Below are 18,146 nucleotides of genomic sequence, written 5' to 3' on the forward strand. Positions count from 1 at the left end.
TTTTCTGCGACAGATTACAAAAAAAAGTTGCCTTAAGTGAAAACCGCTATCCTGTGAAGGGACTGCGGCGAAGTTAAGCGGTCAATTGTTGCGCATTGTCGCCTTTTCGCGTCTCGCGTTGCTCTGTCGCCGAGGGCTCTTTCGCCTGATTGCCCCCGGCGGGTAAAGTGCACGACTGTTACTGACAGAAATAGAAAACCATCCAGAGATGGCTGGTAAGCTGCTGTTCATCGTGGAATAATCCACAGATATGAGGGAAAAAGCGACAGTGTTACATTCATGGACCCCGCGTAATCCAACGGCCGTTGTTCCGCCATTACGTGCAAGCTTGTCCGCCCTGGCCGTCAGTGCACTTTGCACCGGCGCATTGTTGTTCTCTTTTTCTGCATCAGCTGCAGAAGATAACAAATCCCAGTTACAGACCCTTCAGCAGGATATTGCCGCAAAAGAGAAGAGTGTTCAGCGGCAAAAGCAGCAGCGCAGTCAGCTTCTCGATCAGCTGCAGAGCCAGGAAAAAATCATTGCGCAAGCCAGTCGACAGCTGCGTGAAACCCAGGGCAGCCTCAGCGCGATCAATAAAGACATCGCCAGCCTGACCGCGTCTATCAATAAGCTCCAGCAGCAGCAGAAACAGCAGGAAGATATCCTGGCGCAGCAGTTGGATGCGGCATTCCGCCAGGGGCAGCACAGTGGATTGCAACTTATTCTTAGCGGCGAAGAGAGCCAGCGTAGCGAGCGGATTCTGGCCTATTTTGGCTATCTGAACGATGCCCGACAGAAGTCGATAGAAGACCTGAAGCAGACCCGTAGCGATCTGTCAGCGCAGAAAGCCAGCCTGCTCGATAAACAGGCACAGCAAAAATCACTGCTGACCCAACAGGAGAATCAGCAGCAGAAGCTGGAAGGCGCACGCCAGGCGCGTAAGAAAACGTTGACCACACTGGAGTCTTCACTGGAAAAAGATCAGGCGCAGCTGGTCGAGTTGCGTCAGAACGAAAGCCGCCTGCGCGACAAAATTGCCAAAGCAGAGCGGGAAGCCAAAGCGCGTGCCGAGCGGGAAGCGCGTGAGGCAGAAAAAGTGCGTGAGCGTGAAGCTCAGGCGAAGCGCAAAGGCAGCACCTATAAACCCACCGACAGTGAGCGCTCCCTGATGTCACGTACCGGTGGCTTGGGTAAACCATCCGGTCAGGCTATATGGCCGGTACGGGGCACGATCGAACACCGGTTCGGTGAAGAGCTTCAGGGTGAGCTGCGCTGGAAGGGGTTGGTGATTGATGCGCCAGAAGGCACCGAAGTGAAAGCCATTGCCGATGGACGCGTCCTGATGGCTGACTGGCTGCAGGGCTACGGGCTGGTCGTGGTGGTTGAACACGGTAAGGGTGATATGAGTCTGTATGGCTACAACCAGAGTGCGCTGGTGAGCGTAGGCACCCAGGTGCGTGCCGGGCAGCCGATTGCGCTGGTCGGAACCAGCGGTGGTCGCGGCACGCCTTCGCTCTATTTTGAAATCCGTCGCCAGGGACGGGCCGTCAATCCACAACCGTGGTTAGGAAGATAAGTGTTGTTCCAACATCGAAAACTCAGCGGGCTGCTGGTAGGGCTGCTTTTATCCAGCCCGGTCTTTGCCGGTAAGCTTTCGATCGTCATTGATGATTTTGGCTACCGTCCAGTCCAGGAAAATCAGGTGCTGCAGATGCCTGCCGCCCTCTCCGTGGCCGTGCTGCCTAATGCCCCCCACGCGCGTGAAATGGCGACTAAAGCCCACCAGCGCGGGCATGAAGTGCTCATCCATCTGCCGATGGCACCACTGAGCAAGCAGCCGCTGGAAAAGGATACGCTACGCCCTGACATGTCCGCAGAAGAGATCGCACGCATTATTCATGATGCTGCTGCAGCCGTGCCGTTTGCCGTCGGCCTGAATAATCACATGGGCAGCGCGATGACTTCCAGCCTGCCGGGGATGCAGAAAGTGATGCGGGTATTGGATCACTACAATTTTTATTTCCTCGACAGTATGACCATTGGCAACAGCCAGTCTACCCGTGCCGCCGCGGGCACCAGCGTGAAAGTGATCAAACGTCGGGTCTTCCTGGACGACACACAGAACGAAGCGGACATTCGCAAACAGTTTACCCGCGCGGTACGTCTGGCACAGCGGGATGGTTCTGCAATTGCCATCGGTCACCCGCATCCGGCCACAGTCAGGGTGCTGCAACAAATGCTCCCCACGCTGCCGGCAGATATCACGCTGGTGCGTCCGAGCCAGCTTCTCAACGAACCACAGCGCATTAACAACAAGCCCCTCCCACCGGAGAGTCAGCCCCAGCCCGTCAAACCACGTAATCCGTTCCACGGCAGCGAGGTGTGCAAAGTGACCGTGCCGCCGGTGCCGGCAACACGTGCGCTGGAAGTCGTAGGTGAGAGCATCAGCAACAGCCCGCTGGTGCAGGGTCTGAAGAAAAACCTGTTTGGAAAATAGGGAGGCGGGGGCCGCCGTTTTTCTGGCCGCCCCTGCAGTTCAGTTCCAGTCGAGGATCACTTTCCCCGATTGCCCGGTGCGCATATCGTCAAATCCTCGCTGAAAATCATCTATACCATAGCGGTGGGTGATCACCGGCGACAGATCCAGTCCCGATTGCAGCAGTGCCGCCATCTTGTACCAGGTTTCAAACATCTCACGGCCATAGATACCTTTGATAAACAGCCCCTTGAAGATAACCTGATTCCAGTCAATTGACATTGATGCCGGAGGAATACCCAGCATCGCAATGCGCCCGCCATGGTTCATCACATCCAGCATGGAGCGAAACGCATCAGGGACGCCGGACATTTCCAGCCCGACATCGAACCCTTCCGTCATCTCCAGCGCACGCATCACCTGCGGCAGACTCTCTTCGCTGATGTTGACCGCCCGCGTCACCCCCATCTGTCGCGCCAGTCCCAGGCGATACTCATTGACGTCGGTGATCACCACATGGCGCGCCCCCACGTGACGGCAGATAGCCGCCGCCATAATACCAATCGGGCCCGCGCCGGTGATCAGAACATCTTCCCCTACCAGGTCAAAGGACAATGCGGTGTGAACGGCATTTCCAAAGGGGTCGAAGATCGCGGCCAGCTCATCGGAAATATTATCGGGGATTTTGAAGGCGTTCACCGCCGGGATCACCAGATATTCGGCAAAACAGCCCTGACGGTTAACGCCAACGCCAATGGCATTGCGGCACAGATGCGTACGGCCGCCCCGGCAGTTGCGGCAGTGCCCACAGGTAATGTGACCTTCACCCGACACGCGGTCGCCGGGCTGAAAGCCAGCGACTTCCTGACCGACAGCCACCACTTCCCCGACATATTCATGGCCGGTGATCATCGGTACCGGAATGGTCTTCTGCGACCATTCATCCCAGTTATAAATATGCACGTCGGTGCCGCAGATCGCCGTTTTACGGATCTTGATCAGCAGATCGTTATGACCCGGTTCAGGTACCGGAGCATCATGCGTCATCCAGATCCCGGGACGGGAATAGCGTTTTGACAGCGCTTTCATAAGGCCTCCCCACCCGTAATAACGCCCAGTTCTATACCCACCCGGCAAAAAGCGTCGACCGCCTGTTCTAACTGGGCCTGGGTATGCGCCGCCGAGATCTGCGTCCGTATCCGTGCCTGTCCTTTCGGCACCACCGGATAACAGAAGCCGGTAACAAAAATCCCCTCCTGCTGCAGCCGGGCCGCAAAGGTCTGTGCCAGCCGGGCATCGCCCAGCATGACCGGGATAATTGCGTGGTCGGCCCCGGCAAGCGTAAACCCGGCCGCGCTCATTCTTTCACGGAAATAGCCCACGTTATCCCAAAGCCGCTGACGTAAGCCCTGCCCGTCTGCCAGCATCTTCAGGACCTCAAGGGAGGCGGTCACAATGGCGGGTGCCAGCGAGTTCGAGAAAAGGTAAGGTCGCGAGCGCTGCCTCAGCCACTCCACCACCTCTTTTTTCGCTGCCGTATAGCCGCCTGAAGCGCCGCCAAGCGCTTTACCCAGCGTGCCGGTGATAATATCTATCCGCCCCATCACGCCACAGTGCTCATGACTGCCGCACCCCTGCGTTCCCACAAAGCCGACGGCGTGGGAATCATCGACCATCACCAGCGCCCCATACTGGTCAGCGAGATCGCAAATGCCCGTCAGATTAGCAATCACCCCGTCCATGGAGAACACGCCATCAGTGGCAATCAAAATATGACGTGCGCCGTCGGCCCTGGCCTGCTGAAGACAGGCCTCCAGTTCAGCCATATCATTATTGGCATAGCGATAACGGCGGGCTTTACACAGCCGGATGCCGTCGATAATCGAGGCATGATTCAGCGCATCAGAGATGACCGCATCTTCTGGCCCCAGTAAGGTTTCAAATAAGCCGCCATTGGCATCAAAGCATGAAGAGTAGAGGATGGCTTCCTCCATGCCGAGAAACGTCGCTAACGCCTGCTCCAGCTGACGATGGATGTCCTGGGTTCCGCAGATAAAGCGTACTGAGGCCATGCCGAATCCGTGGCTGTCCATGCCGGCTTTCGCCGCAGCAATCACTGCTGGATGGTTCGCCAGTCCCAGATAATTATTGGCGCAGAAGTTCAGTAACTCACTGCCATCTGCCAGGACGAGGGTAGCCTGCTGAGCCAGCGCAATGTGTCGTTCCCTTTTAAATAACCCCTCCTGCTCTGCGCCGATCAGTTGGGTCGAAAGCTGCTGATAGAATTCCTGAGTCACCTTATTCTCCAAATCAATGTTTTCTCAAAACAGATAACTAAAATTGAAGCACAGGGATGATGATATACGCGGAATAATCTGTTTTTTGCAGCATAACTCACGGAAAGCAAACTTCATTTCCCCCCGTTGCAGACTCCTCTGGCTGTCGACTTTGCGATGAGATGTTATGATATGAATCATTAGCGTGTGGAACCTCCTGTTCCACCCCACATTTTAGGGTTGAAGCTCATGATTATCGTCACTGGCGGTGCTGGATTTATCGGTAGCAATATCATTAAGGCGCTGAATGATAAGGGTCACACCGACATTCTGGTGGTGGACAATCTGAAAGACGGCACTAAATTCGCCAATCTGGCGGATCTGAATATTGCCGACTACATGGACAAGGAAGACTTCCTCATCTCCATCCTGGCGGATGAAGACTTTGGTGATGTAGAAGCCGTATTCCACGAAGGTGCATGCTCTTCCACCACCGAGTGGGATGGGAAGTACATGATGGATAACAACTATCAGTATTCCAAAGAGCTGCTGCACTGGTGCCTGGAACATCAGGTTCCCTTCCTGTATGCCTCTTCCGCCGCAACCTACGGCGGCCGTAACAGCGACTTTATTGAAGAGCGTCAGTTTGAAGCGCCTCTCAACGTTTACGGCTATTCCAAAATGCTGTTTGACCACTACGTGCGTAATATCCTGCCGGACGCGCAGTCACAGGTGTGTGGTTTCCGCTACTTCAACGTCTACGGTCCACGTGAAGGGCACAAAGGCAGCATGGCGAGCGTGGCATTCCACCTCAATACCCAGTTGAACAACGGCGGAAACCCGAAACTCTTCGAAGGCAGCGATGGATTCAAACGTGACTTTATCTATGTTGAAGACGTCGCATCAGTGAACCTGTGGTTCTGGGAAAATGCCGTATCGGGCATCTTTAACTGTGGCACCGGCCGCGCCGAATCATTCCAGGAAGTGGCTGATGCCGCCCTGAAGTACCATCAGAGCGGCGAAATTGAGTACATTCCTTTCCCGGAAAAACTCAAAGGCCGCTACCAGGCATTCACGCTGGCAGACCAGACCAAACTGCGCGCCGCCGGGTATGACAAACCGTTCAAAACTGTTGCTGAGGGCGTGGCTGACTACATGGCCTGGCTAAACCGTAACGCGTAAGAGGCACCGTCCGGGAATGAAAATTCTGGTTATCGGCCCGTCGTGGGTCGGCGATATGATGATGTCACAAAGTCTCTATCGCACCCTGAAGGCCGAACATCCTGATGCCGTGATTGACGTGATGGCACCCGCGTGGTGCCGTCCACTTCTGTCACGGATGCCGGAAGTGAACGAAGCCCTGGCCATGCCGCTGGGGCACGGTGCGTTGCAGGTTGCCGAGCGCCGCCGCCTGGGTAAAGCGCTCAAGGTTAACGGCTACGATCGTGCCTATGTTCTGCCTAACTCGTTTAAGTCTGCGCTGGTGCCGTTTTTTGCCGACATCCCCCGTCGCACCGGCTGGCGCGGGGAAATGCGTTACGGGTTGTTAAACGACCTGCGACGGCTGGATAAAACCGCTTTCCCGCTGATGGTGCAGCGCTATGTTGCGCTCGGGTACGACAAAGCGCGTATCCATAGCGCCAGTGACCTGCCGCAACCTCTGCTGTGGCCGCAGTTAACCGTTAATGAAGCGGAAAAACAGACCACAGCTCACACCTTCGATCTCGCCTCCGGGCGGCCGATGGTCGGGTTTTGTCCGGGCGCTGAATTTGGTCCGGCCAAACGCTGGCCACACTATCACTACGCCACGCTGGCACAGAGCCTGATCGATCAAGGCTATCAGGTGGTGCTGTTCGGCTCGGCCAAAGACCATGAAACCGGACAGCAGATCCAGGCTGCACTGGCAGAAGATGCCCGCCAGTACTGCCGTAACCTGGCAGGAGAAACGCAGCTGGAGCAGGCTGTTATTCTGCTGGCGGCGTGCGATGCCGTCGTCAGCAATGACTCCGGGCTGATGCACATCGCCGCCGCGCTCGATCGGCCACTGATTGCACTGTATGGGCCCAGCAGCCCGGACTTCACCCCACCGTTGTCAGCGAAAGCCCGCGTGATCCGTCTGATTACGGGTTACCACAAGGTTCGTAAAGGAGAGGCCGACGAAGGTTATCACCAGAGCCTGATCGATATTACGCCAGAGCGTGTCCTGCACGAACTGGCAACGCTTTGCCCACGGCCTGGAGTCTGAATGCGGGTTCTGATCATTAAAACATCTTCAATGGGGGATGTCCTTCACGCATTACCTGCCCTGACGGATGCCATGCACGCCATCCCTGAGATCCGGTTTGACTGGGTCGTGGAAGAGGGTTTTGCCCAGATCCCTTCCTGGCATCCTGCCGTCGACCGGGTATTACCGGTGGCTATCCGTCGCTGGCGTAAACACTGGTTTGGTAGCCAGGTGCGGGAAGAACGCGTCGTCTTCAAACGTGCGCTGCAATCTCGCGAGTACGATGCCGTTATCGACGCCCAGGGACTGATGAAAAGTGCGGCCCTGGTAACCCGGCTGGCAAAAGGTGAGAAACACGGTCAGGACAGCCGCAGCGCACGTGAGCCCTTCGCCAGCTGGTGGTATGACAAACGCCATGAAGTCAGTAAACAGCAGCATGCCGTACAACGTACCCGCGAGCTTTTTGCTAAAAGTCTGGGATATGAGCTGCCCGCTACCACCGGCGATTACGCCATCGCACAGCATTTTACGCAGGCGCTACCTGCTGATGCAGACCGCTATCTGGTGTTTCTTCACGCTACCACGCGCGACAATAAGCACTGGCCGGAAGATCACTGGCGCGAGCTGATTGGGTTAATGCAGCCTTCAGGTTTAAAGATTAAATTGCCCTGGGGGGCGGAGCATGAGCATCAGCGGGCAGTGCGGTTGGCTGATGGCTTCGACTTTGTTGAGGTGCTGCCCAGGCTCACGCTGGAGCAGGTGGCACGCACGCTAGCTGGTGCAAGGGCCGTCGTGTCGGTAGATACCGGTTTGAGCCACTTAACCGCCGCGCTCGACCGACCGAATATTACGCTCTATGGCCCGACCGACCCGGGGTTAATTGGAGGATATGGGAAGAATCAGTTTGTGTTACGCCCGATGGGATCAAACGATATGGCGGCCATTACCGCGCAAAGTGTGCTACAAAAACTTGCCACACTGCTTTCATAGCAATACAGGGATCAGCTGTCTGTAATAATGGATGGTTTTTTCTGGAATCACCGGCAATTCACTGCAGAAAGTCGTCATACGACGTGAGGTTATAGCACCAGATATGGGAACGCTTTTTAAACAACTTTACCGGTACAGCCATTCGCGCCGTTTTCGCCATAACGAAAATCTGTGGCCCTATGTCAAAATCACACGTGCCAGTGAAGGGCACATCAGCAGTCTGAGCCTGCGTGGACAGTCGGTGAAACTCGTTAACCTCAACGATTTACATCATCAATACGCAGGCGATCTGTTGCTGATAGCATCTGGCCCTTCTGTGAATGACACCGATTTCACCCCCCTGCAGCACATACCTGCTATGGGCATGAATGGCTCATGGTTTATGCGCGATAAAACCCATTTCAAGTTCTTCGTGATTGTGGACATGACCTTTATTGACCAGCGCTTAAGCATGGTTAAGGACATGGTCAGAGATCCGGAAATCATTCTGTTCACCACACTTCGTTGCATTGTTCAACTTATTGACTATATTGGGTATTCTTCCCTTCGCTGTCAGGTCGCTATCGTTGAAGATGCGTGCTATAAGAACTTCCAGCCCAGGATACTGACTGAAGAAATACACCAGACCTATCAACATGAACAAAGTGTCAGCTTCAGCGAAGCCGACCGTAACATTGCCTTTTTTAAAGATATACGCAAAGGTGTGTTTGATGCCGGTACGGTGGCGCACTGGGCATTACAGATTATTCAGTATATGGGGTTTAACCGCATAATTATTGCTGGCCTGGATATGAATAACTTTCACAAACCCCGCTTTTATGAAAATGAAAATGACATATCTCCCTGCAGTCTTGATAAACAGTTTTCAGGATTAATAGAACCGGCTTTCAGACATGCCAGTAACGTCTTAAAAGAACATTTCATCGATGTGTTAAATCTTTCTCCATATAGTGCGTTAGACAGTAGCATCTTTAAAAAGGTAAAGCCCGATGATATCAAATAAAAACAACTTCATTGAGAAGAGCATGATTTTTTTCTATGCTATATTCCTTTTTCTCATGCCTCTCTTAGGCGGATTAACTAAAGTTAACAATTCCTTTCACATGGCTTTAATACTTAGCATAATTTATTTAATTTCAGCCAGTGATTTTCGTCGCGATATATTTAAAAATAAAAAATTGATAACTGGACTGGTACTTACCTCCATATTCCTTTTTTATTTCTCTATCAGTGGTCTCTGGAGTACCAATGCTGACACTGTCGTTTCCGACCTGACTCACAGTGTTTATATTATCTTCTTCATTCTTATCTTTTATATCATCACCCAGCATGATAAAAAGAACATTATGTTAGCCCTGATTTTTGCTTCTGTGGTGATACTTTGCATATTAACGTTAATTTATATTAATAAGAAAACATTGTTATATAATCGTCTGCAAAATGGATTTCCATTTGCACCTGAGAATGTTATCGACATGGCAGGCTATTACGGTATCGGTATCTTTTGCGGTCTTATCCTGCTGAGAGAGACCGGTAAGAAATGGCTCTATCTGCCGATCGCCCTGCTTTTTTTCGCTATACTGCTTACGCAGAGCCGTGGCCCCTTGTTCTCACTGATTGTCGCTCTGGCCCCGCTACTTTTACTGATTAAACGCATGCACCGTAAAGACTGGTTAATTATCGCTCTGCTCTTAATGGCCATCATCCTGGCCATCATATTCAGCAATGGTTATAACGTTCTTTTACTCAGAATTGAAAGCAGCTATTCACAAAGTTTTATCCGGTTTGGTATCTGGGAAGATGCACTGAGCTATGTGCAGCAAAAACCCTGGTTTGGATGGGGTTTTGGCCAGGAAATTAACTTTGTGAACGAGATAGGGCAAAGGGTCCACACCACCCACAGCCTCTATCTCGCCACGCTGCTGAAAGGCGGCGTTGTCGGGGGACTACTCTTGCTGATGGTCATCGTTTATGGCGCTTATATGGCATGGCAGCACTTTAAAGCACACCGTGCGCTGGAGGCATCGATGTTGCTGTTTTCCCTGCTGTTCTACATAACTCAGGGCATGTTCGTTATTGGTAACCCGGGTACAGCATGGGTGCTGTTCTGGTTCCCACTCGCTCTGGTGATGGCGCTGCCAAGAAGATAGTAATCTGCGATAAACACCGACACACCGATGCTTTTCGGTGTGTCTATTGCTTAGCGAAGGCTAACAGTGAAACTTTTTCCTTAACCGACTCTGCACTTATTTGTTCCAGTGGTTGCCTGCTGTCAGGCAGAGTATGGGTCATTTTCATAATAATATGCTGTACTAAATCCTGATAAGGCCCCGTATGTTTAGGCTCCGCATCAGCGTAAAGACTCACGGTCGCGGTTTGCAGCGCAATAGCCAGATGAAGTGGCCCGGTATCCCCTGTCACTAATACATCAAATCCATCGATCAGCGTAAGTAATTCTACCAATGAAGTTTTTCCCACTTGGTTGTCTACATGAGAAAATATCTCTGCGCCGACCCGCCGCTCGAACTCAGCAACTAATCCTCTGTCTTTAGGCCCACCAATCAATGTAATCTGATAGTTCTCATGCTGATATAAGAGCGTTGCCAACTCGGCAAAGCGAGCGACCGGCCAACAGCGTTTGGCTTCAGAGGCGCCCATCTGAAAACCGATGCGGATGTTATTTCCCTGCTTTTCTGCCGCACGATATGCGACTGGAATATGCATGCGGGGATCGTCATTACGACATCCCAGGGCGGTGAGCAAATCAAGTTTACGCTGGATCAAATGTCCGTTATAAGGCATCGAATACAGATTGAGCCAGCGGTTCATAAGCGGACTGTCTACGCGATACTGATCGCGGACAATATATTCGCTGCCAGAAAGAACGGCGCAAAATATATCATAGGGCATATAAGAGTGCAGAATAACGGTTAACTGCGGCCGGAAAGAGCGTAACGATTTTATTAGCCGATGTGCATTTCTTATTTTATTATCCCAGTAGAGGACCTCGACGAACCACGGGCTGCTATCCACTAACGGACGGTTTTTTTCACTCGAAACCAGCACAAATTCAGCCTGCGGATAACGTTGCTTTAAGGCAAAAATAGCAGGGGTGTTGAACATCAAATCGCCCAGCGCCGTGGTTGAAAAAATCGCAATGCGCTGAAACTCACTGTCTGAATTCAGAGGTCTATTTTTTTTCAAATGGCGAAAAAAAAAGGTATAAAACATTAATACCCGGTTAATCCACTTAATTTTAGATACCTTCATTGTTACCACTCAATTTGTCTTATAAAACACTTCCAGATTCATACGCTGGAACGGCATCGACGCTGTATGCTTTCACTACAAAGCAAGGTCATTAAATCAACAAATCATAATACATATGTATCGTATGATAGCACTGTTCTGGGGGAGTTTCGACGGTTCAGCTATGCCGCAGAACCGCAGTAAGCGGGCCCGGGAGCGTGTTGCACTTGCCTTCTTAATCACGCACTATATTACGTGAGCTAAAAATGTTGGCCGAACGACGGGAAGTCACGTCAGACACAGAGAGAGAGAGTGAAGATCTGTATGGCAATTCTGATAACGGGTGGTGCCGGGTATATCGGTTCGCACACAGTGCTTTCGTTGCTGAAGCACAATTATGAAGTCGTGGTGCTGGACAATCTCATCAACGCATCACCGGTGGCGCTGGGGAAAGTCGAAAGCCTAACAGGGTGCAAGGTCACCTTTTACCGGAACGATATCCGGGAACGGGAGACATTAAGAACGATTTTTTCCCGACATAACATTTCAGCCGTCATTCATTTTGCTGGTCTGAAATCTGTTGGTGAGTCTGTTGCTAAACCCCTTGAGTACTACCAAACCAACGTTGCCGGCACTTTAGTCTTGCTGGAAGAAATGTATGCTGCTGGAGTGAAAGATTTTATATTCAGTTCTTCCGCGACCGTCTATGGCACCCCAACGACAATACCGCTCAAAGAAACTGCAAGAATAGGTGGTACCACTAACCCTTATGGTACCTCAAAGCTGATGGTTGAGCAGATTTTGGTCGATGTAGCAAAAGCCTGGCCAGAGATGTACATAACCATCCTACGTTACTTCAACCCTGTTGGTGCCCATGAATCAGGCCTGATTGGTGAAGATCCCAATGGGATCCCGAATAATCTCATGCCCTATATTTCTCAGGTTGCCAGCGGCAAATTACAGCAGTTGTCCATTTTCGGAAATGACTACCCTACCCCTGATGGCACCGGCGTAAGGGACTATGTTCATGTTATGGATTTAGCGGAAGGTCACCTGAAAGCACTGCAAAACATCCGGCAGTCTCCCGGGGTCAGTACCTATAATCTGGGCACGGGAGTCGGGTATTCAGTGTTGCAAATGCTGGCAGCATTCGAAAAGATATCTGGCAAAAAAGTGCCTTACCAAATGGTGCCGCGTCGCGAAGGAGATATCGGCGAATGCTGGGCTGATGTTGAAAAAGCCTACCAATATTTGGGCTGGAAAGCACAGCGAGGCCTGGAAGAAATGATGCGCGATGCCTGGAACTGGCAGGAACAAAATCCCAACGGTTATCAGCAATAGACCGGGTTTATTAAAGCTTATGTGCCGGGCCCACCGGCACACTGCTGCTTTATCGCAAAACTACACCTTGCTTGTTTTAGCCTGATAGTACTCTGCCAGTGTTTTTCCCACCGTACGTTCAGAGAGCCAGCTAAAGAGCTGTTCCAGATCCTGGTACAAACGTTCAATATGTTGCTCTGTTGCAAATGTGGGGCTTCCGCCCGGCATAAACTCAGAAGAGTGCAGCATGAATTCAACGTAATCCTGTCCCTCATCCAGCGACTGCCGCACAACCTGTTTCATGTTCTCAACATTACCACCTGAAGGTCGCAGCCAGTTTACGGAGGGTGAACGTCGCTTACCCCGCAAACGGTCATAACCACTCTTCAATGAATTCATTAAGCCAGAATGTTTGTACTGGATAGTCATTGGGACTTCTAACAGTGATGACGTTCCAGCTCGCGCAATATTTTTTTCATCCATGAAGTAGGCGTGTGAAGGGAAATTGCGATAGTTTGTCCCCCCTTTCCCTTCTGGATTACCCGGGGAAAACTGCCAGTTCACCTTTGGTGTCACAGAACAATCAACCACGTAGCCGAACTCGATCAACAGGGCTGCATAATATTCATTAAAGGCCCAGCGCCCGGCACGATGACTCAGCATTTTCGTCTGAAACGTGTCTTCCAGCAAGCGGGTCATAAACTCAAACTTACTGCGGATCAGCCCGGCTGGGTATTCAATCAGGTACGGTTTATAACGCCAGTCATCATCCGTCAGCGGATCAAGCGGCGGGCTGTTCCACGCGTGCAGATGCATCCCAACCTCGCCGGTTCCACGCGCAATAACATCCCGCGCAAACGCAACATAGTCATCATCCACTGCCATCTCATAGTTAGTCAGATACACCGGCTTGAAGGCATACTTTTCACACAGCGCCTGAAATCGCGGGAGATAATGGGTGTTTTTGGTCGAAATGAGGTTGTGGTTTTCCCACAGGTTATCACCCTCCGTATCGATGGTAATAATGAATGCTGGTTTGACCATGGATATAGAACCTGAATTATGCTTTTGGCCTTATGTTACGCAGCCCCTTTGCTCAGAGCAAATGACTTTGCATGCAGTCGCCTACTTGCTTACCCGCATGGGTAAAACCGAGCAGTGCTAGCCACGATGCCATTGCTCCATTAGAATTCACCTTCTGTATCCTGGAAAGCAATACATCATGAATTCAGCCCTTGTTCCCCTGCCAAAACGCATTTTGGTTATTAAACTCCGTCATCATGGCGATATGTTGCTAACGACACCGGTCATTAATACGCTGAAGCAAAACTGGCCGGAGGCAGAAGTGGATGTGCTGCTATATCAGGAAACCAGAGAGATGCTCTCTGCCAACCCCTGCATCGCCCGACTGATATCCATCGACCGGCAGTGGAAGAAGCTTGGTCCTGCTGTCCATGTAAAGCAAGAATGGGCGCTTTTGCAGCAGCTGCGCGCACGCCAGTACGATGTAGTGATTAATCTGGCAGACCAATGGCGCAGTGCGCTCGCGGCACGCTGGACCGGTGCAAGGATCAGACTCGGCTTTGATTTCCCCAAACGGCAGGGAGCATTATGGCGCTTCTGCCATACAAAGCGGGTCACGGTTGCCGGACATGGTCAGTTGCATACCGTTGAGCAAAACCTTTCGCTGCTTAAACCCTTGGGCGACCTGGCGTACACCACTCAGGTCACAATGAGTTATGAGGCCCGCGACTGGCAGCACGTTGAAAAATTACTTCATCAACACGCTGTTGTGGATCATTTCATTGTGGTTCAGCCGACTTCGCGTTGGTTCTTCAAATGCTGGACGGAAGCTAAAATGGCGGCCACTATCACCGCTCTGCAAAAAGAAGGCTATACGCTGGTGATCACATCAGGCCCTGACAAGCGAGAGCAGGAAATGGTCGCGGCCATTATGGAAAATTGTCCGAAAGAACGGGTGATTTCACTGGCAGGCCAGCTCACTTTACGCCAGCTCGCAGCGCTCATTGATCATGCACGTCTTTTCCTTGGGGTAGACTCTGTTCCGATGCACATGGCCGCTGCGCTAAACACGCCTTACGTGGCCCTTTTCGGCCCAAGCAAACTGACGCTATGGCACCCGTGGCAGGGAAAAGGGAAAACCATATGGGCAGGAGACTATGGCACGCTGCCCGACCCGGATAATGTGGATACAAAAACCAGTGAACGTTACCTTGATTTAATCCCCACTGGAGCCGTAATCAATGCAACAAGGGAACTCCTGAAATGAAGCCGTTTCGTCTGGCGCTGGTACGCCAAAAATATCGTCCGGATGGGGGCGCCGAACGCTTTATTTCTCGTGCGTTACTCGCGCTGGAAAAAAAAGACCTTGAACTTAATGTGATTACGCGCGAATGGCAGGGTGACATTCATCCTGACTGGCATATCCATTTATGTAATCCGCTGAAGCTGGGCCGCATCAGCCGGGAACGGGGCTTTGCCTCAGCAGCAAGAGCTATCTGGCAGCGTGAGAATTTTGATCTGGTACAGAGTCATGAGCGTATCGCTGGCTGTGATATCTATCGTGCAGGGGATGGGGTACACCGCAACTGGCTTCTTCAGCGGGCGCGTCAGCTTCCCGCCTGGCGTCGTACTCTTATGTTTAACAGTCCCTATCATCGTTTTGTGATGCAGGCAGAAAAAGACATGTATTCAGCCCCAGAGTTGAAAGCAGTGATCTGTAACGCGGAGATGATTAAACGCGAGATAGTTGAGCAGTTTCAGGTGGCGCCAGAAAAAATCACCGTTATCTACAACGCTATCGATCACCACACCTTTCAGCCTGCAGATATCGCCCTTAAGCATCAGTTGCGCCAGGCATATCAGTTACCAGAACAGGCGCATTGCCTGATTTTTGTCGGCTCTGGTTTTGAAAGAAAGGGACTGGAAGCCGCTATTCGTGCGATTGCACCGACAGAGAGTTACCTGATGGTGATCGGGCGGGATAAAAATCAAAAAGCCTATCAGGCGCTTGCCGGTTCTCTGGGCTGCCAGTCGCGGGTTCGTTTTATGGGCGTTCAGAAAAGCACCCTGCCATTTTATCAGGCCGCAGATGCCCTGTTATTACCCACCCTTTATGATCCTTTTCCCAATGTCATTCTCGAAGCCATGGCCTGCGGTTTACCCGTTATTACCAGCGATACCTGCGGTGGTGCTGAATTTATCAACGAGGGCATCAATGGTTTCGTCACCGATGCGCTGGACGTTCCCTCGCTGACTGCGGCAATTCGGCAGTTGCCGCTTGAGGCGCTTGGCTCTGCAATGGGCCACTCTGCGCGGGAGAAAATTCTGCCTTACCATCCTGCGAGCCTTTCGTCACAATTGATCGACCTTTATCAAAGAGTATTAACTCAATGAAAAGCCATATTTTGTTTATCATCGATGGGCTGCCCGGTGGCGGCGCAGAAAATGTCACCCTCACGCTGGCAAAAGGTATAGCGCAGCGCGGCCACACCGTCACGCTTCTCTCTTTAAGTGACCGACTTGACTATGAAATACCAAAAGAAATCAATTATATAGTTGATAAAGATGCCGGAGGGAAAGGGCCATTACGTAAACTTTGTGAATTGAGAAGGCGTGCTGCTTCAGTGGACCGTTTATTACCTGCGCTTTTTCTTCAATATGGCAAACCCAGCCTGGTGATCAGCAGCCTGCACAAAACAGATCGCATTGTGGTGCGCTCTCGCGTACTCAGAGCCTGTAATCTGTGGTTATGTGTTCACGGCATGTTCTCACGATCGTATCTGGGTAATAAAACCGGTTTCAGCCGCTGGCTAAAAACAAACAAAATAAAAAAAGTATATAAAAACCGCAATGTTATCTCTGTCTCAGATGCCGTTGGTGAAGATTTAGTCAGCAATATAGGACTGAAGCCCAACACGATAATGACTATATACAATCCGTTCCATCTTGATGAAATTACTGCGCGTGCGGCTTTAAGCAATCCCTATGAACACGAATCCTATATTACTCATGTGGGCCGATTTCATCAGGTGAAAAGGCACGATCGTTTATTAGAAGCTTTTTCGCTGGCCAATCTGCCCTGCAAGTTAATTATCATTGGCCAGGGAGAAGCTGACGTCACCCAAAAAATTCAGGACAAGGTATTACAACTCAATTTGCAGGATAACGTTATTTTCACCGGCTTTATCAGCAATCCGCTACCGGTGATTAAAGGGGCTAAAATGGTCGCCCTGAGTTCAGATAGCGAGGGATTACCATCTGTACTTATTGAAGCACTCATTTGCCATACGCCGGTCGTCAGTACAGCCTGTCCGGGTGGCGCTTCTGAAATTATGACCGGTGAACTTCAACCTTTCCTGGCAGAGTTAACCAGTTCCTCACTGGCAGAGAAAATGCGCCAGGCATGGTATTCGCCTCCGGTTATTCGCGAAGAGATGTACAATAAATTCAGTTATGACATCATTATTGATCGATACTTATCACTACAAAAATGATAAGTATCGTTTACTGATGACAGCCGTTCAGCATGCTGATTTTTAATGCTGCAACTGGATTTTATCCCACACTTCGTCAACAGATATATCGCTGCAGTTCCCTGAGTCTGTTTGCATGATCTCATATCGACCAGACCAGGGATGCCACGCGTTGCGGTCGGTATCACCAAAGAAGACGACCTGCTTTTTATTCATCGCGGCCGCAAGATGCATCTGACCGCCATCACTGCACAGTATCAGGTCGCAATGCTCGTAGGCGGCAAGCAGTTCACGCACTGAAGCGGTAGGGTAAAGTGATACGCGGGGATCCTGACATGCCGCCAATAGCTGCTCGGCACGATGCTGGTCACCGATATCATCCGGGGCCAGCGTGCCCTGAGGTGACCAGAAAATGCAGACGCTGCTGTGGCTGTTTTCCTGCAGATAACGTTGGATGATTGCCGCGTAGCGCTCCAGCGGCCATCGACGCTTTTCACTCCGGCTACTGATATGGACCGCTAATCCGATCGGGTAATCTGATGGTCGATTTTTCAGCCGGCTGACAGCCTGTTGCTGTTCATCCAGGGTCAGCCAGACACGCACCGGAGGAATGGCGATCTGCCTGTCGGTCAGTGCCGATAAATAACTGAATGTCCGCTCCACCTGGTGCTGGCCCTGGAAATCCTCCGGGCTGAAAGGGATGGTTATGCCGCGATCGCCCTTCGAAGCGCCAATGATATTTTTCGCCCCAATCATTTTTGCCATTCTCAGGCTGTATTTACAGGGTTTCGGATTAGCCAGAATCACCGCATCAAACGCAATCCGCCGCAGTTGCAAAATGATTTTTACCCTTTCGACATAGATGCCGAGTTTCGTTTCATTTTCTGTTCGGTGTTTGGCTTTACGGTAAATAAAAACCTGCTTAATAAAAGGGTTATTTTTTACCACATCGTGGCTGACAGTATTAATCAAAAGGTAGATGTTAGCATCCGGAAAGGCGGTTTTTGCCCCCTCAATCAACGGGGTGGTACACACCAAATCGCCAATATTGTCACGGCGTATAATCAAAATATTCTTCATTACCAACCTGCTAACAAACAGTCTGCTTATGTCTACTGGAGTTCCGTCCTGCT

The 18,146-nt window shown here is 51.2% G+C and carries 16 protein-coding genes; 11 read left to right on the forward strand and 5 right to left on the reverse strand.

Annotated elements, in window-relative coordinates; genetic code table 11:
- Positions 1-250 precede the first annotated feature (250 nt).
- Positions 251-1,558, forward strand: coding sequence for a murein hydrolase activator EnvC (gene envC, locus EPE01S_RS15610; protein ID WP_062746886.1), 1,308 nt, complete (start codon positions 251-253; stop codon positions 1,556-1,558).
- 3 nt (positions 1,559-1,561) lie between these two features.
- Entirely contained in the window at positions 1,562-2,479 is a 918-nt protein-coding gene (locus tag EPE01S_RS15615; RefSeq protein ID WP_062747030.1) for a divergent polysaccharide deacetylase family protein, read from the forward strand.
- A gap of 39 nt (positions 2,480-2,518) precedes the next feature.
- Here EPE01S_RS15615 and tdh read toward each other — a convergent pair whose 3' ends face one another.
- Both tdh and kbl read right to left on the reverse strand, forming a co-directional pair.
- Positions 2,519-3,547 carry an L-threonine 3-dehydrogenase gene (gene tdh / locus EPE01S_RS15620; RefSeq protein WP_062746888.1) on the reverse strand — a complete coding sequence of 343 codons (1,029 nt, stop codon included), beginning with the start codon at positions 3,545-3,547 and terminating at the stop codon, positions 2,519-2,521.
- Positions 3,544-4,755, reverse strand: coding sequence for a glycine C-acetyltransferase (kbl, locus tag EPE01S_RS15625; protein WP_062747032.1), 1,212 nt, complete (start codon positions 4,753-4,755; stop codon positions 3,544-3,546). The genes tdh and kbl overlap by 4 nt, the downstream gene beginning before the upstream one ends.
- A gap of 228 nt (positions 4,756-4,983) precedes the next feature.
- Here kbl and rfaD point away from each other — a divergent pair, with 228 nt between their 5' ends.
- The 5 genes from rfaD to EPE01S_RS15650 are packed head-to-tail and all read left to right on the forward strand — an operon-like array spanning position 4,984 to position 10,098.
- A complete protein-coding gene (rfaD, locus tag EPE01S_RS15630; protein ID WP_062746890.1) occupies positions 4,984-5,916 on the forward strand; it encodes an ADP-glyceromanno-heptose 6-epimerase in 933 nt (310 codons plus the stop codon).
- Between the two features lie 16 nt (positions 5,917-5,932).
- Complete coding sequence (gene rfaF / locus EPE01S_RS15635; protein WP_062746891.1) at positions 5,933-6,979, forward strand: ADP-heptose--LPS heptosyltransferase RfaF; 1,047 nt, start codon at positions 5,933-5,935, stop codon at positions 6,977-6,979.
- The gene (rfaC, locus tag EPE01S_RS15640) at positions 6,980-7,948 is read left to right on the forward strand and encodes a lipopolysaccharide heptosyltransferase RfaC (RefSeq protein ID WP_062746893.1); all 969 of its coding nucleotides are present in this window, start codon (positions 6,980-6,982) and stop codon (positions 7,946-7,948) included.
- 31 nt (positions 7,949-7,979) lie between these two features.
- Complete coding sequence (locus EPE01S_RS15645; protein WP_255210151.1) at positions 7,980-8,951, forward strand: WaaZ-like lipopolysaccharide core biosynthesis protein; 972 nt, start codon at positions 7,980-7,982, stop codon at positions 8,949-8,951.
- Complete coding sequence (locus EPE01S_RS15650; RefSeq protein ID WP_062746895.1) at positions 8,938-10,098, forward strand: O-antigen ligase family protein; 1,161 nt, start codon at positions 8,938-8,940, stop codon at positions 10,096-10,098. Before EPE01S_RS15645 ends, EPE01S_RS15650 begins: the two co-directional genes overlap by 14 nt.
- Before the next feature lie 43 nt (positions 10,099-10,141).
- Here the strand turns inward: EPE01S_RS15650 and EPE01S_RS15655 are convergent, their stop codons facing one another.
- The gene (locus EPE01S_RS15655; RefSeq protein ID WP_062746897.1) at positions 10,142-11,218 is read right to left on the reverse strand and encodes a glycosyltransferase family 9 protein; all 1,077 of its coding nucleotides are present in this window, start codon (positions 11,216-11,218) and stop codon (positions 10,142-10,144) included.
- Positions 11,219-11,521: 303 nt separating this feature from the next.
- Between EPE01S_RS15655 and galE the strand changes: the two genes are divergently transcribed.
- Entirely contained in the window at positions 11,522-12,538 is a 1,017-nt protein-coding gene (gene galE, locus EPE01S_RS15660; RefSeq protein WP_062746899.1) for a UDP-glucose 4-epimerase GalE, read from the forward strand.
- Between the two features lie 60 nt (positions 12,539-12,598).
- On the opposite strand, the gene EPE01S_RS15665 is transcribed toward galE, so the two are convergent.
- A complete protein-coding gene (locus EPE01S_RS15665) occupies positions 12,599-13,561 on the reverse strand; it encodes a polysaccharide deacetylase family protein (protein WP_062746901.1) in 963 nt (320 codons plus the stop codon).
- A gap of 178 nt (positions 13,562-13,739) precedes the next feature.
- Here EPE01S_RS15665 and rfaQ point away from each other — a divergent pair, with 178 nt between their 5' ends.
- The 3 genes from rfaQ to EPE01S_RS15680 are packed head-to-tail and all read left to right on the forward strand — an operon-like array spanning position 13,740 to position 17,034.
- Positions 13,740-14,807: a putative lipopolysaccharide heptosyltransferase III gene (gene rfaQ, locus EPE01S_RS15670; RefSeq protein ID WP_062746903.1), complete on the forward strand. Its 1,068-nt coding sequence runs from the start codon at positions 13,740-13,742 to the stop codon at positions 14,805-14,807.
- On the forward strand, positions 14,804-15,934 hold the full coding sequence (locus EPE01S_RS15675; RefSeq protein ID WP_062746905.1) for a glycosyltransferase family 4 protein: 1,131 nt from the start codon (positions 14,804-14,806) through the stop codon (positions 15,932-15,934). The genes rfaQ and EPE01S_RS15675 overlap by 4 nt, the downstream gene beginning before the upstream one ends.
- Positions 15,931-17,034, forward strand: a complete 1,104-nt coding sequence (locus EPE01S_RS15680) for a glycosyltransferase (protein ID WP_062746907.1) — start codon at positions 15,931-15,933, stop codon at positions 17,032-17,034. The genes EPE01S_RS15675 and EPE01S_RS15680 overlap by 4 nt, the downstream gene beginning before the upstream one ends.
- A 42-nt stretch (positions 17,035-17,076) precedes the next feature.
- On the opposite strand, the gene EPE01S_RS15685 is transcribed toward EPE01S_RS15680, so the two are convergent.
- Positions 17,077-18,093, reverse strand: coding sequence for a glycosyltransferase family 9 protein (locus EPE01S_RS15685; protein ID WP_062746909.1), 1,017 nt, complete (start codon positions 18,091-18,093; stop codon positions 17,077-17,079).
- Between the last annotated feature and the right edge of the window lie 53 nt (positions 18,094-18,146).

It is taken from the genome of Erwinia persicina NBRC 102418, assembly GCF_001571305.1.
GTDB lineage: Bacteria > Pseudomonadota > Gammaproteobacteria > Enterobacterales > Enterobacteriaceae > Erwinia > Erwinia persicina.

Coding starts and splice junctions, on each gene's coding strand:
- envC (WP_062746886.1), top strand. CDS start 251: ATGAGGGAAAAAGCGACAGTGTTACATTCATGGACCCCGCGTAATCCA.
- tdh (WP_062746888.1), bottom strand. CDS start 3,547: ATGAAAGCGCTGTCAAAACGCTATTCCCGTCCCGGGATCTGGATGACG.
- rfaD (WP_062746890.1), top strand. CDS start 4,984: ATGATTATCGTCACTGGCGGTGCTGGATTTATCGGTAGCAATATCATT.
- rfaF (WP_062746891.1), top strand. CDS start 5,933: ATGAAAATTCTGGTTATCGGCCCGTCGTGGGTCGGCGATATGATGATG.
- rfaC (WP_062746893.1), top strand. CDS start 6,980: ATGCGGGTTCTGATCATTAAAACATCTTCAATGGGGGATGTCCTTCAC.
- EPE01S_RS15645 (WP_255210151.1), top strand. CDS start 7,980: ATGGTTTTTTCTGGAATCACCGGCAATTCACTGCAGAAAGTCGTCATA.
- EPE01S_RS15650 (WP_062746895.1), top strand. CDS start 8,938: ATGATATCAAATAAAAACAACTTCATTGAGAAGAGCATGATTTTTTTC.
- EPE01S_RS15655 (WP_062746897.1), bottom strand. CDS start 11,218: ATGAAGGTATCTAAAATTAAGTGGATTAACCGGGTATTAATGTTTTAT.
- galE (WP_062746899.1), top strand. CDS start 11,522: ATGGCAATTCTGATAACGGGTGGTGCCGGGTATATCGGTTCGCACACA.
- EPE01S_RS15665 (WP_062746901.1), bottom strand. CDS start 13,561: ATGGTCAAACCAGCATTCATTATTACCATCGATACGGAGGGTGATAAC.
- rfaQ (WP_062746903.1), top strand. CDS start 13,740: ATGAATTCAGCCCTTGTTCCCCTGCCAAAACGCATTTTGGTTATTAAA.
- EPE01S_RS15675 (WP_062746905.1), top strand. CDS start 14,804: ATGAAGCCGTTTCGTCTGGCGCTGGTACGCCAAAAATATCGTCCGGAT.
- EPE01S_RS15680 (WP_062746907.1), top strand. CDS start 15,931: ATGAAAAGCCATATTTTGTTTATCATCGATGGGCTGCCCGGTGGCGGC.
- EPE01S_RS15685 (WP_062746909.1), bottom strand. CDS start 18,093: ATGAAGAATATTTTGATTATACGCCGTGACAATATTGGCGATTTGGTG.